The sequence below is a fragment of the Marinobacter guineae genome (assembly GCF_002744735.1).
GTDB lineage: Bacteria > Pseudomonadota > Gammaproteobacteria > Pseudomonadales > Oleiphilaceae > Marinobacter > Marinobacter guineae.
Window position 1 is genome coordinate 660,289 of the sequence record NZ_KZ319340.1, and the last position, 15,078, is coordinate 675,366.

General features: G+C 59.0%; 14 protein-coding genes. 4 read left to right on the plus strand and 10 right to left on the minus strand.

All coding sequences use genetic code 11. From position 1 onward, the window contains the following. Nucleotides 1-138: 138 nt before the first annotated feature. Nucleotides 139-957, minus strand: a complete 819-nt coding sequence (locus CLH62_RS11090; RefSeq protein ID WP_099618215.1) for an ATP-grasp domain-containing protein — start codon at nt 955-957, stop codon at nt 139-141. Between the two features lie 141 nt (nt 958-1,098). Here CLH62_RS11090 and CLH62_RS11095 point away from each other — a divergent pair, with 141 nt between their 5' ends. Then, nucleotides 1,099-1,953 (plus strand): eIF2B alpha/beta/delta subunit family protein, encoded by an 855-nt coding sequence (locus CLH62_RS11095; protein ID WP_099618216.1) that lies wholly within the window; start codon nt 1,099-1,101, stop codon nt 1,951-1,953. Here the strand turns inward: CLH62_RS11095 and hrpB are convergent. The 6 genes from hrpB to CLH62_RS11125 all read right to left on the minus strand — a co-directional run bounded on the left by hrpB (nt 1,907) and on the right by CLH62_RS11125 (nt 8,666). Beyond that, a complete protein-coding gene (hrpB, locus tag CLH62_RS11100) occupies nt 1,907-4,390 on the minus strand; it encodes an ATP-dependent helicase HrpB (protein WP_099618217.1) in 2,484 nt (827 codons plus the stop codon). The two genes, CLH62_RS11095 and hrpB, sit on opposite strands and share 47 nt — an antisense overlap. Before the next feature lie 50 nt (nt 4,391-4,440). Next, nucleotides 4,441-5,106: an SCO family protein gene (locus tag CLH62_RS11105; protein WP_099618218.1), complete on the minus strand. Its 666-nt coding sequence runs from the start codon at nt 5,104-5,106 to the stop codon at nt 4,441-4,443. A 147-nt stretch (nt 5,107-5,253) separates the two neighbouring features. Next, on the minus strand, nt 5,254-6,174 hold the full coding sequence (gene cyoE / locus CLH62_RS11110) for a heme o synthase (protein WP_099618219.1): 921 nt from the start codon (nt 6,172-6,174) through the stop codon (nt 5,254-5,256). Beyond that, the gene (locus CLH62_RS11115) at nt 6,171-7,232 is read right to left on the minus strand and encodes a COX15/CtaA family protein (protein ID WP_211285767.1); all 1,062 of its coding nucleotides are present in this window, start codon (nt 7,230-7,232) and stop codon (nt 6,171-6,173) included. Before CLH62_RS11115 ends, cyoE begins: the two co-directional genes overlap by 4 nt. Nucleotides 7,233-7,297: 65 nt before the next feature. Beyond that, a complete protein-coding gene (locus tag CLH62_RS11120) occupies nt 7,298-7,948 on the minus strand; it encodes a hypothetical protein (RefSeq protein ID WP_407657778.1) in 651 nt (216 codons plus the stop codon). Beyond that, nucleotides 7,929-8,666, minus strand: coding sequence for an SURF1 family protein (locus tag CLH62_RS11125; RefSeq protein WP_099618221.1), 738 nt, complete (start codon nt 8,664-8,666; stop codon nt 7,929-7,931). The genes CLH62_RS11120 and CLH62_RS11125 overlap by 20 nt, the downstream gene beginning before the upstream one ends. An 80-nt stretch (nt 8,667-8,746) precedes the next feature. Between CLH62_RS11125 and CLH62_RS11130 the strand changes: the two genes are divergently transcribed. Continuing rightward, nucleotides 8,747-8,950, plus strand: coding sequence for a twin transmembrane helix small protein (locus CLH62_RS11130; protein WP_099618222.1), 204 nt, complete (start codon nt 8,747-8,749; stop codon nt 8,948-8,950). 9 nt (nt 8,951-8,959) lie between these two features. Here the strand turns inward: CLH62_RS11130 and CLH62_RS11135 are convergent, their stop codons facing one another. The 3 genes from CLH62_RS11135 to coxB all read right to left on the minus strand — a co-directional run bounded on the left by CLH62_RS11135 (nt 8,960) and on the right by coxB (nt 12,679). Next, entirely contained in the window at nt 8,960-9,847 is an 888-nt protein-coding gene (locus CLH62_RS11135) for a cytochrome c oxidase subunit 3 (protein WP_099618223.1), read from the minus strand. A gap of 66 nt (nt 9,848-9,913) precedes the next feature. Beyond that, a complete protein-coding gene (gene ctaD, locus CLH62_RS11140; protein ID WP_099618224.1) occupies nt 9,914-11,497 on the minus strand; it encodes a cytochrome c oxidase subunit I in 1,584 nt (527 codons plus the stop codon). A gap of 57 nt (nt 11,498-11,554) precedes the next feature. Beyond that, complete coding sequence (gene coxB / locus CLH62_RS11145) at nt 11,555-12,679, minus strand: cytochrome c oxidase subunit II (RefSeq protein ID WP_099618225.1); 1,125 nt, start codon at nt 12,677-12,679, stop codon at nt 11,555-11,557. A gap of 203 nt (nt 12,680-12,882) precedes the next feature. Between coxB and CLH62_RS11150 the strand changes: the two genes are divergently transcribed. Next, nucleotides 12,883-14,211 (plus strand): MATE family efflux transporter, encoded by a 1,329-nt coding sequence (locus tag CLH62_RS11150; RefSeq protein ID WP_099618226.1) that lies wholly within the window; start codon nt 12,883-12,885, stop codon nt 14,209-14,211. A gap of 206 nt (nt 14,212-14,417) precedes the next feature. Further along, nucleotides 14,418-15,068: a hypothetical protein gene (locus tag CLH62_RS11155; protein ID WP_099618227.1), complete on the plus strand. Its 651-nt coding sequence runs from the start codon at nt 14,418-14,420 to the stop codon at nt 15,066-15,068. The last annotated feature ends 10 nt before the right edge of the window (nt 15,069-15,078 follow it).

Consider the following 15,078-nt stretch of genomic DNA (forward strand, 5'->3'; position numbering starts at 1 on the left):
GCGCCCCAGCAACGCTGCAGCACCCGTAAGATAACGCGATCATCGGGCTTTTCTGGCGGCCCCGATATGAGCATATCTACCCATAAGTAATCGACGACAAACCAGTCACTTATGGCATGAAACCTGGCCGGGAAACTCTCAGACAGCCACCGGCCACAAAGGCCTCGGGTCCACCGGGCCATCGGGGTCCCTGGGCTCCGTCTGACGGCGTAGATAGCCGAGAATGGCGCCCTGCATATCCGTGCCCTGACCCAGTCCCTGATTGCCAAACAGCCGGTTGAATTCCAGCACGTAGGGATAGCCCTCCACCAGGGCGATGTCGAAGCCAGCGTGATCCACTTCCAGCTCCCGGGCCAGTCGAAGTGCCAGATCCGTCATTACCTTCGGTACCGGGCTGGAGTCAATGCGACCACCCCGGGCCACATTGTTGTAAAAACCCTGATCTGCCTGGGTGCGCCAGTAGGCCGTCAGCACCCTGTCTCCAATTACCACAATCCGGGCATCCCGATCCAGGGGGAGATATTCCTGGGCGTAGAGGACGTCGGTGCATTCGCAGTAACGGCGCCAGTCCGCCCGGGTTTCAATCAGCCACACCCCTTCACCCATGCTGGCCTTTGGCAACTTGGCCACAAACGGATGGGTCATGGTATCCCAGATCATCTCCCGCTCCACCGGGCCATTGGCCTCGATCCAGGTCCAGGGGGTGTGCTCGGGGGCTACCGTCTGAAAAGCACGGGTCATTTCAATCTTGTCGTGGCCGATTCGATAACTGGCAATGCTCGGGAAAACCCGGCACTTAAGCCCATGAACCAGGGCATTCAGCTGCCAGTACTCAGGAAACAGCACCCAGTCCGCTTCCCGCAGAAGCGCCTTGTGGCGCAGGAACTGATCCGGTTTGACAACGGTGGTGTTGGGAAAGCCCAGGGTCCGGAAAATATCAAAGGAGACAAGGTGCATGTTACAGCGGCACTCAGGGAAGATTGCGCGCATTTTATACAGCGCTCGAATTCTGGCAAGCAGTATTTTCATCCATAGGCCATCAGACAAATGCTCTGGCCACTGCTACCCTTGGGCTGAATGGCACTCGGGATAGGCAATATGCAGGCGCTTGATACAAAGGCGGAGACTCTACTCGCTGGTGTACGGGAGGACTACCAGTCCGGTGCCACTCAGCTGGCCAGTCGCACGCTCAACCAACTGCTTTCGTACCTGGATGACGTCAAACCCGACGCCGAAGCCCTGTCTCGCCTGATATCGGAACTTCGGGCCGCCCGCCCGAGCATGATCGTGATTGGCAACGCCCTTGGAATGGTTCAGGAACGCTGGTCAGAAGCCCGGGACCATCCCCGACAGGCGATTCTCGACACCCTTCGACAACTCGAAAACGCCAGCATGGCGATCGCCCGCCACGCGCGACGCCAGTTACCTGACAATCCCGTGATAATGACCCACAGCGCCAGCTCGGTGGTGCTCGCACTGCTTCGGGAGCTGGCCGAAGCCGGTCCGCCCTTCTCGGTCATCTGCACCCAGAGCAGTCCCGGGTTTGAGGGCCATATCCTGGCCCGCGCCCTGAATGACCTGGCGGTTCCGGTCACCCTGATTACTGATGCCCAGATGGGCGTGTTTGTCACCAGCGCGGATGTGGTCATCACCGGGTGTGATACCTGGCTGACAGACGGCTATTTCGTGAACAAGGCCGGCACAGGGCCGCTTGCACTGTCGGCGCAGGCCGCTGGCAAGCCTTTCTGGGTTCTGGCGGACAGCTTTCGCAACAGCGATGCCAGCCACGATTCGGTCACCCTTGAGGAGATGCCCGCCAGCGAGCTCAAGGCCCCGGAGGGGCACTGGATAACCCCGCGCAACGTTTATTTCGAAACCATTCCGCAGCGGCTGGTCAGCCTGCGAATCAGCGAACAGGGCGTTTTTTCGTTCCCTGCTGAGCCTCGGCGGTAACCGGGTCGTCCGGCCATGGATGCTTCGGGTAGCGGCCCCGCATGTCCTTGCGCACTTCCGGGTAGACGTTCTGCCAGAAGCTGGCGAGATCGGCCGTCACGGCCAGCGGGCGCTGGGCCGGTGACAGCAAATGAATAACGACCGGGACCTGGCCGTCAGCCACCCTGGGGGTTTCAGTCCAGCCGAACAGGGCCTGAAGCTTGGCGGCCAGAACCGGTCCGTTCTCCGGGATATAATCGAGCCTGACCCGCTGACCGGTGGGAATGGTCAAAGCAACCGGCGCAAGAGCCAGCAGCTGTTGTTGTTTCGGGTAATCCAGGACATTGTTAAGAGCAGTCAGCAGGTCCATCCGGCTCAGATCTGACCAGCGCCTCATGCCGGCCATAAACGGCCCCAGCCACTGCTCCAGGCTTGTCAGCAAGGCCGCATCACTGGTATCCGGCCAGTCATCGTCGGGGAACGTTTCGGCCAGCAGGCGGACACGGGCGCACCACTGGCGGCTGTCGTTCGTCCAGGGCAGGCATTCCAGCCCCTTCTTGCGGATGGCATTGATCAGGCCCTGCTGGACCAGAACCGGGTCCACCTGCTTCAGCGGTTTTTCCTGCAGCACCAGTTCACCCAGCTTCCTCACTCGCCTTGCCACCACCGTGCCCCGGGCGTCGTCCCACTGCGCCTCTTCGATCTCGCGGATGTGGCTGGCCAGATCCTGTTCCAGATCGGCGATATTCACCGGAGCGGCGAGATAAATGGTCGCCTCCCGCGCCTTGCCATCCAGCTCCGCGGCAACCAGCCAGTCGTTCCTGGCGAGAGGATCCTCCTCTCTCAGGACCGCCCCCTTGCCATTGCTGAGCTGATACCTTGGAGCCGGGCCCGGTCGCCGGCGCGCAATACGATCCGGATAGGCCTGGGCCAGCAAACGGCCGACGTCGGTTTCAGTGGGCATTGTCGGACCACCGGGGCTGACTGAGCCACACAGGCGCTTGGCGGCCTGACGCACAGCCTTGAGGCGTGCAGGGTCCAACGAGCGATCACGACGCTCACCATGGAGCACGCGAATACGTTCGTGCATATCCGCCCCCGCCCCGGGGCCAAGCAGGTCACGTTCCCCCAGCAAGGCGGCCAGTTCCGCCGCAGGCACCTCTAAACCGAGCTCTCTGCCGCGCAACACCATATGGGCAAGGCGAGGATGGATACCCAGCTCCCGGGCGGCCTTGCCATGATCGGTAATGGCACCATCCGCAGCCAGCATGTCCAGCCACTGCAGCAACGCCACTGCCTGCTGCCAGTGGGCCTGTGGCGGCTCATCGATCCACGCCACACTCGCGGCCTCACGGGCACCCCACTGGGCGAGTTCCAGCACCAGGGGTGCGAGGTCTGCCTCCAGAATCTCTGGCGGCGTGTACTCCGCAAGGCCGAACTGTTCCGATTCATTCCACAACCGGTAACAGATCCCAGGCTCTACCCGTCCCGCCCGGCCTTTTCTCTGTTCCGCGGAGGCCCGTGACACCCGGCCGGTCACCAAACGGGTCATACCACTGTTGGGGTCAAATACCGCACGGCGCTGCTGGCCGCTGTCGATCACTACCCGCACGCCTTCGATGGTCAGACTGGTTTCAGCAATGGCTGTGGCCAGCACCACTTTGCGCTGGCCTTCAGGCGGCGGAGAGATGGCCTGATCCTGTTGCTCCGATTTCAGGTTGCCATAGAGGGGTGCGATAAGCACATTGCCCGCCAGTTGTCCCCGAAGCTGTTGCTCCACGCGCCGGATCTCCCCGGCGCCCGGAAGAAACACCAACACGGATCCGGTCTGATCCACCAGTGCCTCCTGAATGACCGCCGCCACCTGATCCACCACCCGGGTATTACGGGCCAGCGGACGGTACAACACCTCCACCGGAAAGGCCCGGCCTTCACTGGTGATGACCGGCACATCCCCGAGCACCCTGGCAATCGGGGCGGTCTCCAGGGTTGCCGACATCACCAGCAACCGAAGATCCTCTCGCAGCGCCTGCTGGGATTCCCGCACCAGGGCCAGACCAAGATCCGCCTGCAGGGAACGCTCGTGAAACTCGTCAAAAATCACTACTGCATAATCTTCCAGCATCGGATCGGCCTGGATCAGGCGGGTCAGGATGCCCTCGGTGACTACCTCAATCCGGGTTGCACTGGAGACGCGGGTATCCAGCCGGGTCCGGTAACCAACGGTCTGGCCTGCCTTTTCATTGAGCTGCTTTGCCATAAAGCGTGCAGCAGACCGGGCTGCCAGACGCCTTGGCTCCAGCATCAGGATCCTGCCTTCCTGTCGCCAGGGCGCGTCCAGAAGAGCGAGGGGGACACGGGTGGTCTTGCCGGCCCCGGGCGGGGCCTGCAGGAGAGCGGTGTTGGTCTGGCCCAGGGCCCGTTTCAGCGCTGGAAGGATGGCGTCTATGGGGAGCATCGATGTCCGGGCGGTGGTTTATCTCGGCAGAGACCAGAACTTCGAAAGAATCAGGAGCGGGCCCGTTCGTGATTTGCCTTTGCCCACTGGTAGATACGCTCGAAGGCTTCAGCCAGGTGTTCGGGATTATGCGGTGGCTGAATCACGGCAGCAAGCTCGCCATCGGGGTTCAGCAAGGCGAAATGGCCACTGTGGTCCACCAGCAATTCACCATCCACCTCCCGGTGCACGAACACCGCGCTCAGGCTTTTGGCCAGGGCACGCAACGTTTCCAGATCCCCGGTCAGTCCATGAAAATGCTCGCCAAAGAAATCGGTGTACTCCCTCAGCTTCTCCGGGGTGTCATGCTCTGGATCAGCGCTCACCAGCAGATAATCCGGTTGCGGCAGCTCGTCTGACAACAGCTGTTCCGTACGGCGCAGGTTCGCCATGGCCGCCGGGCAGATGTCCGGACAGTTGGTGTAGCCCACAAAGGCAAAGGTCCAGCGCCCCTTCAGGCTTTCCCGGGTCACCGTCTCGCCATTCTCATTCGTCAATGTGAACTCGGCCAGTTGCCGGGGCTGATCATACACATAGGTATTCAACTCTGTCAGCTCCGGTGCAGGCACCGGTTCCTGGCTACCAATCAGAAACACCTGGCGACCAACAACAAGGCCAAAGATCAGAAGCACAACCAACAGGAGACTGAAGAGGGTAAGGCGAATAGAGCTGTTCATGGGACGTCCAGTTCAACTACGGAGTAGCGGGTGGGGACGGCTTTCCGAAACACGCTGTAAATACATCCATGTACGCTCGGCTCCGCCATCCATGGCTCCGCACGGTTTCGGAAAGCCGCCCCCACCCGCTCTGGCAGAGTCGTGAATTCAGAAAAACACAAAATGGTCCACAAGCAATACCACAAACAGCGCCATCAGGTAAGTGATGGAATACTTGAAGGTATTCAAAGCGACCCGTCGATCATCGCCTTTCAAGAGCCGGACAGCGTACTGCAGGAAGCGCAGCCCAAGGACCAGGGCGCCAGCCAGGTAGATCCAGCCGGACATGCCTGTGACAAATGGTAGCAGGCTGACAGCCAGCAGCATCAGGGTGTAAAGCAGGATGTGGAGCTCGGTGAACTTGTTGCCGTGGGTAACCGGCAGCATGGGAATGCCGGCTTTGGCGTATTCCTCCTTGCGGTGAATCGCCAGGGCCCAGAAGTGCGGCGGGGTCCAGGCAAAGATGATCAGCACCAGGAGCAGGGCGTGGCCTTCCACCTGACCAGTGACCGCGGTCCAGCCAAGGAGCGGGGGCATGGCACCGGCCAGACCCCCAATGGTGATGTTCTGGGGCGTGGCCCGTTTCAGGAACAGGGTGTAGACACCCGCATAACCAACCAGGGACGCCAGGGTCAGCCAGGCGGTCAGGTGGTTCACCTGCCACATGAGCACCGCCATGCCGACACAGGCAAGGATAATCGCGAACAGGACGGCGTCCAGCGGTGAAATCTTTCCAGTTGCTACCGGCCGTTTGCGGGTGCGGGCCATTATGGTGTCAATCTTCTGGTCCACCACATGGTTAACCACAGCCGCGGCCCCCGCCAGCAGGGCAATACCCAGATTACCCCAGAACAGGACGCCCCAGCCGGGCACACCCGGCGCCGCCAGTAACATGCCGATCACCGACGTCAGGATCATCAGCGCAACCACCCTGGGCTTGGTCAGCTCCAAGTAGTCCCGCCAGGAAATGGTTGTTCTGGATTCGCTCGCAATTGCCTGGGCCGGCAGTGCTTCCACTTGCTCGCTCATGCCGTAACCTCCTGGTTCATTGTTGTTGTGTGTGTTGCGGTTTCAGTGTGCGTTGTCGGTAACAGCTGATGCTGCCAGATTAAATGAATGACTGACAGGAGCAATCCGGCACCCATGGCGTTATGGGCAACGGCGATGGACAAGGGAATATTGAACAGGACATTGGCCAGCCCAAGTAGAATCTGAGCGCTCAGAACCGCTGCCACCAGCCGGATGGCATTGTCCAGGCCGGTTTCACCACGACGGCGCCACATCAGGGTCAGCAACGCGGCAAAGTACACCAGCACCACCATGGCGCCCACCCTATGCGTCAGATGAATGGCCACCCTCCCGTCAGCCGTCAGTTGACCACCAAGATAGTTCGGACCTACATGCTGGGTGACATCAAAGCCGTGGCGAAAATCCATACCCTCGGGCCACCACTGGCCCTGACAGGTGGGCAGATCGGTGCAGGCCACAGCAGCATAATTGGCTGCAGTCCAGGCACCGAGGGCGATCTGCATAACCACCAGCAGAAGCCCGCCATAAAGCCAGGGCCGGAATCCTGCCAAGGCACCAGCCCCCGTTTGTTCTCGCGCCGCCTCAGCGTTTGCCCGCCGCCTCAGCCGCAGGGTGAGCAGGGTAAGCAGACTGAGGGTGGTAAAGCCACCCAGCAGGTGCAGCGCCACCACCTGCGGCCACAGCTTCAGGGTGACCGTCCACATGCCGAAGGCACCCTGCAGAATGATAAAACCCGCAATGAACAAAGGCAGCTTCACCGGCACACCACAGCGCCGATGGCGAATCGCATAGGCGGCCAGGCCGAACACCAGAAGCCCGAGAGTTCCGGCGGCATAACGGTGAATCATTTCCGGCCAGCCTTTTTCAACATCCACCGGTGTTTCCGGGAAACGCGCGTTGGCAATGGCAATACTGGATTCACTCTGGGGAACCGTCAGAAATCCATAACACCCGGGCCAATCGGGACAACCAAGCCCCGCATGCACCAGTCGGGTCCATGCTCCGAGCATGATCACCACAACGGCCAACATAACCGCAAGCGTTGCCCACTTGGCCATGACCCGGGCCGCAGGCGGCGGTGAAAGGGATGACTGATTCAAGGCTGACCCTCCGGCTCTGGGCATTAACCGATCTGCGACAGTTTGAGAAGTCGCTTCAGGTCCTCAAGCATGTCTTTACCTGAATGCTCGGAACCGTAATGCATCATCATGTTGCCAAAGGGGTCCACCAACAGAATTCGTGGTTCAGTTGCTGGCTCGACGCCTGACGGCCAGGCAGGCTGGGAGCCAGCAGCTGGAACAAGCCGCTCCATTGAGCTGTATTCCCGGGGCCAGCGGGCCTGCAGATCGGCTGGGACGCTGCCCAGTACCGCCGCCCGTGAAACCCGGTGGGCGTTTTTGCCCAGGGCAATATTCACCTGGCGGGCAAGATAGAGCAACTCCTCACACTGGCTGCCGCACTCAGCGGCAACGACAATCATCATCCAGTTCGGGTCGACCACCTCCGGTCCGAAGCGCTCGGCCAGCGGGGCACCCGTTGATGCTTCCAGGTTCAGAGCAGACACAGGTGCCACAGGCTTGAGCAGGACACCATTGTTGGTGTGGCCAGCAGGATTCAGCCAGCCGGTGTAAAACATGATGGTTGCGACAATCATCGGGCCAAACCCCAGAGCAAACAGAAGGAAGGCGGTCCGGCGGCCACGGCGGGCCTGTTCCGGGGTTGGTCCTTCATTCTGCTTCTGGTCGGATATCCGGTTAGCCATCGTCATTGTCATTATTGGCTCCTGTCTTTCGGTAACTCGCTACTACAGTCAATATAGTCAGCGCCACGGCCAGCGCAAACCATTGGGTTGCATATCCATAATGGGTTTGTGGTCCCATAAGATCCGGCTCCCAGTCGGCCCGGTAAGCGCCGGGCTGTTGGCCGCCGGAGAGGCGGACAATCCTGCCGGGAAGCTCCGGAATTTCGGCGCGGGCCGCCTCTTCGGAGAGGCTTTGCACTCGCCGGGGCCATTGGCCACCTACTGCTGGCTGGTCCACCAGTACCGGCGGCACCGGGTAATCGCTGATCCGCCCCTCCAGCGTGAAAACGCCTTCCGGCGAGGAAACTTCCGGAAGCTGGTCCCGGGTCCGGAGCGCTTGCACCCAGCCGCGATTGACCACCACCGGCGGACCTGCAAAGGGGCGAAACTCGGTAAGGACTTCATACCCGGGCACACCGTCCCGGGTCCGGTTATCCAGAAGCCAACTCCGGTTTCCGTAAAGACCGGTCAGGGTCACCGGCCGGCCATTGCTCAGATCCCGAGCCACCATGTCGGACCAATCCAGGTTTTCAGCCTCCTGTTGCCACTGATCCAGCAGTAGCTGTTTCTCCGCTGCCCGGTTGAGCTGCCAGATACCCAGGCTGATCAGAACCGGCAGGAAGACCCCACTGAATACCAGCAACCGCCAGTCGAACTGCCAGTGGCGGCGTTGGCGCTGCGAATCAGACATGCTCTGCTATAGTGACCTCATCGAGTCCGGAAAACCTTCCGGACCGTACATTCACAACACCAATAAAAACAGGAAGCCCCATGCTCAAGGCCGTTATCGTTGTGTTGATGCTTGCCGTCGTGGTCAGCCTGTTCAGTGGCCTGTTCTTTCTCATCAAGGATGGTGGCAAAACCAATCGGGTGGTGAACTCCCTGGCGGTTCGGGTCACGCTTAGCATACTGCTCCTGGCGGTGATTCTTATTGCGCTCTGGCAAGGGAGCCTGACGTTGAATCCGACTCCCTGACCCGGTACGTCATATGATGTAGACAAACACGAACAGACCCAGCCACACCACATCCACGAAATGCCAGTACCACGCCGCGGCCTCGAAACCGAAATGACTGTCGGCGGTGAAATGGCCCTTATTGATGCGCATCAGCATGATGAACAGCATCAGCGTTCCCAGTGTCACATGGGCACCGTGAAAACCGGTCAACATGAAGAAGGTGCTGCCGTAGATACCAGACTCCAGCGTCAGATTCAGATCCTGGTACGCGTGCATGTACTCCTCGGCCTGCAGCACCAGAAAGCCGACGGCCAACAGAATCGTGGCAATCATCCAGATCTTGACCTTGGCCCGGTTGCCCGCTTTCAGCGCATGATGAGCAACGGTGATGGTGAACGAAGAGGTCACCAGCAAAATGGTGTTTATCAGCGGCAGGCCCCAGGGTCCGATGATGGCATCTGCCGGGGGATAGGCCTGGGGGTCCGGAGTCTGAATCAGCGGCCAGGTAGCCTGGAAACCCTCCCAGAGCATATTTGAGCTGCCCCGGTCCCCCTCACCGCCCAGCCACGGCACGGCGAACACCCGGACATAGAACAGGGCGCCGAAAAAGGCCGCAAAGAACATGACCTCGGAAAAAATGAACCAGCTCATCCCCCAACGGAATGACCGATCCATCTGCGGGCTGTAGAGCCCCGCCCGGCTTTCCCGGATAACATTGCCAAACCAGCCGAACAGCATGTAGGCCATGATCAATGCGCCAACCAGGAACATGATCCAGGCACCCGTGGTGCTTTCACCCTGTTGTCCGTTGACCATGATGGACGCGGCACCGTAAAGGGTTACCCCCAGGCCGACCGTGGCAATGATCGGCCACTTGCTTTGTTCCGGAACGTAATAGCTCTGGTTCTCCGCCATGACAATCTCCGATGGCTCGTTCGTTATTAATTGTTGTTGTCGTGCAGCAAATACAAACTCACGCCCTCACTTCACTTCCGGCGGTGTCGCGAAGGTGTGGTAAGGCGCCGGTGACGGCACTGTCCACTCAAGGCCTTCAGCTCCATCCCAGGGCTTGGCTGACGCTTTCTTGCCACCCTTGATGCACTTGACCACGATCAACAGGAACAGCAGTTGGGTGGCGCCGAACATGAACGCGCCAATGCTGGAGACCATGTTGAAATCGGCAAACTGAAGCGCGTAATCCGGAATCCGCCGGGGCATGCCCGCCAGCCCCAGGAAGTGCATGGGGAAGAAGGCCAGGTTCATGCCAACGAATGACAGCCAGAAATGGGTCTTGGCCAGGGTTTCGTCGTACATGTGGCCCGTCCATTTGGGGAGCCAGAAGTAGGCAGAGGCAAAGATCCCGAAGATCGCACCCGGCACCAGCACATAGTGGAAATGGGCAACCACAAAGTAGGTATCGTGATACTGGAAATCAGCTGGCGCAATCGCCAGCATCAGACCCGAGAAGCCACCAATGGTGAACAGGATCACAAAAGCCACCGCAAACAGCATCGGCGCCTCGAAACTGAGCGAACCCCGGAACATGGTGGCCACCCAGTTGAACACCTTCACCCCAGTGGGGACGGCGATCAGCATGGTGGCGTACATGAAGAACAACTGGCCGGTAATGGGAATGCCTACGGTAAACATGTGGTGCGCCCAGACCACGAACGAAAGGAGGGCAATGGCGCCGACCGCATAGACCATGGAAGCGTAGCCAAACAGCGGCTTTCGGGAAAATGCCGGGATGATGTGGGAAACCGCCCCGAACGCCGGCAGGATCATGATGTACACCTCGGGGTGTCCGAAGAACCAGAATACATGCTGGAACAGCACGGGATCGCCGCCGCCGGAGGCATCAAAGAAGCTGGTACCGAAGTTGATGTCCATCAGCATCATGGTCACCACACCCGCCAGAACCGGCATGACCGCAATCAGCAGGAATGCGGTGATCAGCCAGGTCCAGACGAACAGGGGCATTTTCATCAGGGTCATGCCTGGTGCCCGCAGGTTCAGGATGGTGGCAATTACGTTGATGGCACCCATGATCGAGGAAATACCCATGATATGGACGGCAAATATGAAGAAAGTGGTACTTGGCGGCCCGTAAGTGGTCGACAGGGGCGCGTAGAAAGTCCAGCCAAAGTTGGGTGCGCCGCCTTCCATAAAGAGGGTCGAAACCAGGATCAGGAAGGCGCAGGGCAGCAACCAGAAGCTCCAGTTGTTCATCCGTGGCAAGGCCATATCGGGTGCGCCGATCATTAGCGGAATCATCCAGTTGGCCAACCCCACAAAGGCCGGCATGACCGCGCCAAACACCATGATCAGTCCGTGCATGGTGGTCATCTGGTTGAAGAATTCCGGCTGCACTATCTGCAGCCCGGGCTGGAACAGTTCCGCCCGGATAACCATGGCCATGGTTCCACCCAGCAGGAACATGGTGAAACTGAATATCAGGTACATTGTCCCGATATCCTTGTGGTTTGTGGTCAGCAGCCATCGGCTGAAGCCTTTTGCCGGGCCGTGATGATGATCCTGGGCGTGGGTATCTGCAACCGCACTCATGAAAACCCCCGTTACCGCCATTTATCGTGGCTGGTGATATCTGTTATCTGGCGTTGATTACTGCTGGTTCTTGTAATCAAAGATCTGTTTTGGTGTAACCATCTCGCCGGTGCTGTTACCCCAGGCGTTTCGCTCATAGGTAATCACTGCGGCCAGGTCCACCTCGCTCAATTGATTGCCAAAGGCCTGCATCGCGGTGCCAGATTTACCATTCACAACGATGTCAATGTGCGCCGCCATATCTCCGGTCGCGATCTGGCTGCCTTTAAGCGCTGGAAATGCCGGAGGCGCACCGCTGCCATCAGCCTGGTGACAAGCGGCGCAAGCAGTTTGATAGGCCTTTTCGCCTCGCTCCATCAGCTCGGCCATGGTCCAGTCTTTCTGGGTCAATTCACGCTCTTTCTCGGCTGCCGCCTTCTGCTCGGCCACAAAGGCAGCGTATTCTTCCTGAGGCACAGCCTTGACCACCACGGGCATGAAACCGTGGTTCTTTCCGCAGAGTTCGGTGCACTGGCCACGATAAGTACCGGGCTCATCCACTCGGGTCCAGGTCTCGTTGATGAAGCCAGGGATGGCGTCTTTCTTCACACCAAAGTCCGGCACCCACCAGGAGTGGATCACATCGTTGGCTGTCACCAGGAAGCGAACCTTCTTGCCCACCGGAATCACCAGCGGGTTGTCGACTTCCAGAAGATAGTTTTCGCCCTTGGTCTGACGGTTTGCTATCTGGTCTCCAGGGGTGGACAGGTTCGAGAAGTACCCAAAGTCCTCGTTGATATACTCGTACTGCCACTTCCACTGGTATCCGGTGACCTTGATATCCACCTCAGATTCCGTGGAGTCGTACATGTCCACCAGCGTGGCAGTGGCAGGAATCGCCATAACCACCAAGATGACAAAGGGTATGATGGTCCAGAGAATCTCGACCACGGTGTTTTCGTGGAAGTTGGCGGGTTTGGCGCCCTGGGATTTTCGATGGGCGAAGATGGACCAGAACATGACACCGAATACCGCCACGCCGATGACGACGCAGATCCAGAGTATGGTCATGTGAAGGTCAAAAATTTCGTTACTGGTGCCGGTCACCCCCGGGGTCATGTTCAGTGTCCAGTCCGCCATGGACCAGGCGGGGAACATCAGACCGCCTAAAAGGGCACCTGCCCGCTGAGCGTGCACGCGCATACTGTGTCTCCACAGAGTGTTATTCTTGTCGGATTTTGCGTTATCCCTCCGATCTGACTGGCGCTCGCATACACCGGAAAAACCAGAGAGGAAGCCTACTTACGGATACATCAGTTCCGAGTATAGACACAGATCAAGAAAAGACTAAAAAATCGGCTAAACCCAAAAAAGCTAACCACGAATTTTTAAGAAGCAAAAGGAATATGACTTTTAATCTGCCGGCAACCGACCGGCGCCTCTGGGCACTGGCCTGGCCATTAATGCTCACCAACCTCACTGTCCCGTTACTGGGGCTGGTGGACACCGCCGTGCTCGGGCACCTTGAGAGCCCGGAGTATTTGGGCGCGGTCGCCGTTGGTGCCAACCTCTTCAGCATTCTTTACTGGACCTTCGGCTTCATGCGCATGGGCACCACCGGGCTGGCAGCCCAGGCCTGGGGCAAGCGGGACAGCTTCAGCCAGGTCGCGTTGCTGCTGCGCTCGGTGCTGCTGGCGACCGGCATCGGGCTGCTACTGATATTGTTCCACCAGCCCCTGATCCGGATTGGATTAGCCTTGATGAACCCCAGCGAGGGCGTGACGGAACTGGCCGCCGAGTACGCAGCCATTCGTATCTGGAGTGCACCGGCGGTACTGTGCCAGTACACCCTGGTTGGCTGGCTGATCGGTACCCAGTTTCCCAGGGGCCCGATGCTGATGCTGATTGCCGCCAACGGCCTCAATATTGTCTTGGACATTCTGTTTGTCACCGTTTTTGGCTGGAACAGCCGGGGCGTGGCCATCGCAACGGTCATCGCCGAATACGGAGCCGCCACCATTGGCTTTATGATTGTGCTGACCCGAATGCCGGAGGGCCAGACTCTCACCCGGGCACTGTTCGGCTCGCTCGGCGATTACCTGAAGATTCTCCAGGTAAACCGTTACATCATGGTCCGCACCATTGCGCTGTTGCTGGTACTGGCATTCTTTACCGCACAGGGTGCACGCCAGGGCGACACTATCCTGGCGGCCAATGCGGTCCTCATCACCTTCCTGTTGCTGATTTCCAATGCCCTGGACGGTTTTGCCAACGCTGCTGAAGCCCTGATTGGTGAAGCCATCGGCAAAGGCAGCCGGCGGCGATTCCGGGTGGTTTTTCGAAGTGCCCTGAGATGGTCACTGTGGGGCGCCCTGTTACTCACCATCGTGTTTGTTGCCGGCGGACACCTGCTGATCGCACTGCTCACGGGGATTGAGGAGGTGAGGACCACCGCGTGGCGTTACCTGCCCTGGCTCTGGCTATTGCCGTTTACCGCGGTATGGGGCTTTCTTCTTGATGGCGTGTTTATCGGCGCAACCCGGACCCGTGACATGCAGAACACGATGCTGTTCTCTGCTCTGGGGGTGTTTGCACCGGCCTGGTGGCTGACCACGGATTGGGGCAATCACGGGCTCTGGTTCTCGTTGATCTCCCTGATGGTCGCCCGAGCCCTCAGCATGGGGTGGCTGTGCTGGTCTCATACCCGGAACGGACGATGGTTCGAGAGCCAGTGATGAGGATTCAATCTGTAACATTACGACTGTGTATTTTCACAGTGCCGGAAAAGCAGCTGGCCAAATCTCGGCTACACTTGTCAGAAAAGGCAGGCACGATATGGTAGCCAGCCCTGATCTCCTGCCCGGGAACTCGTTGCTAACAGCTGCTGACAACGGGAGGCGCCTTGCGACCTCAATTTGTTCAAACATTGGCATCTCCTGAAATGACACCACAGGTAGTCCTCGAAATTATTGACCAGGCACGGCGAAAGGAAGCCCGTTCCGGCACCTTCCTCAGGCAACTGCATGAGAAGGTTGCCGAGTTGCCCTCTGCCGTCACCATCGAGGGCTACCAGCCAGCCACCTGCCTGTTTCAGTTTGTTGTTGAATACATTGAAATGGCGCCGAGGCTGATCGAATGCGTGGAAGCCTGCGCCCGGGAGGCAGGTAAAGCGGACCTGTTTGAACCGTTTGTCAGTGCCGCCATCCGTTACTTCACCCAGCCCTCAGCATTGCTCGTCCGTTATGACGGTCTCGATGGCCTTCTGATCCGCGCCTATCTGTGTCATCGGCTGATGGAAGAAATGTATGAAAACAACCGCTGCACCCGGGCCAGCGAGCTGGTGGATATCGAAGCAACTCGTGCTAACCTGCTCGCTCACCGGCTGATTGGCGAGCCTTTTGCCAATGAACTGGACGATTCGATTACCGTGACCTTGTTGCAGATAGCAGGCACGCCGGATTATTACGAGCTCAACCTCGACCCCTTCGTCGAACAGGTTAACAACGCCGCATGGGACTGGATGCGGCATTATTGGGAAAATCTGCTGGTAAGGAACCACATTCGATTCTCCCTCGGTTCCGGCCTGTCCTGACAGGTTTTGA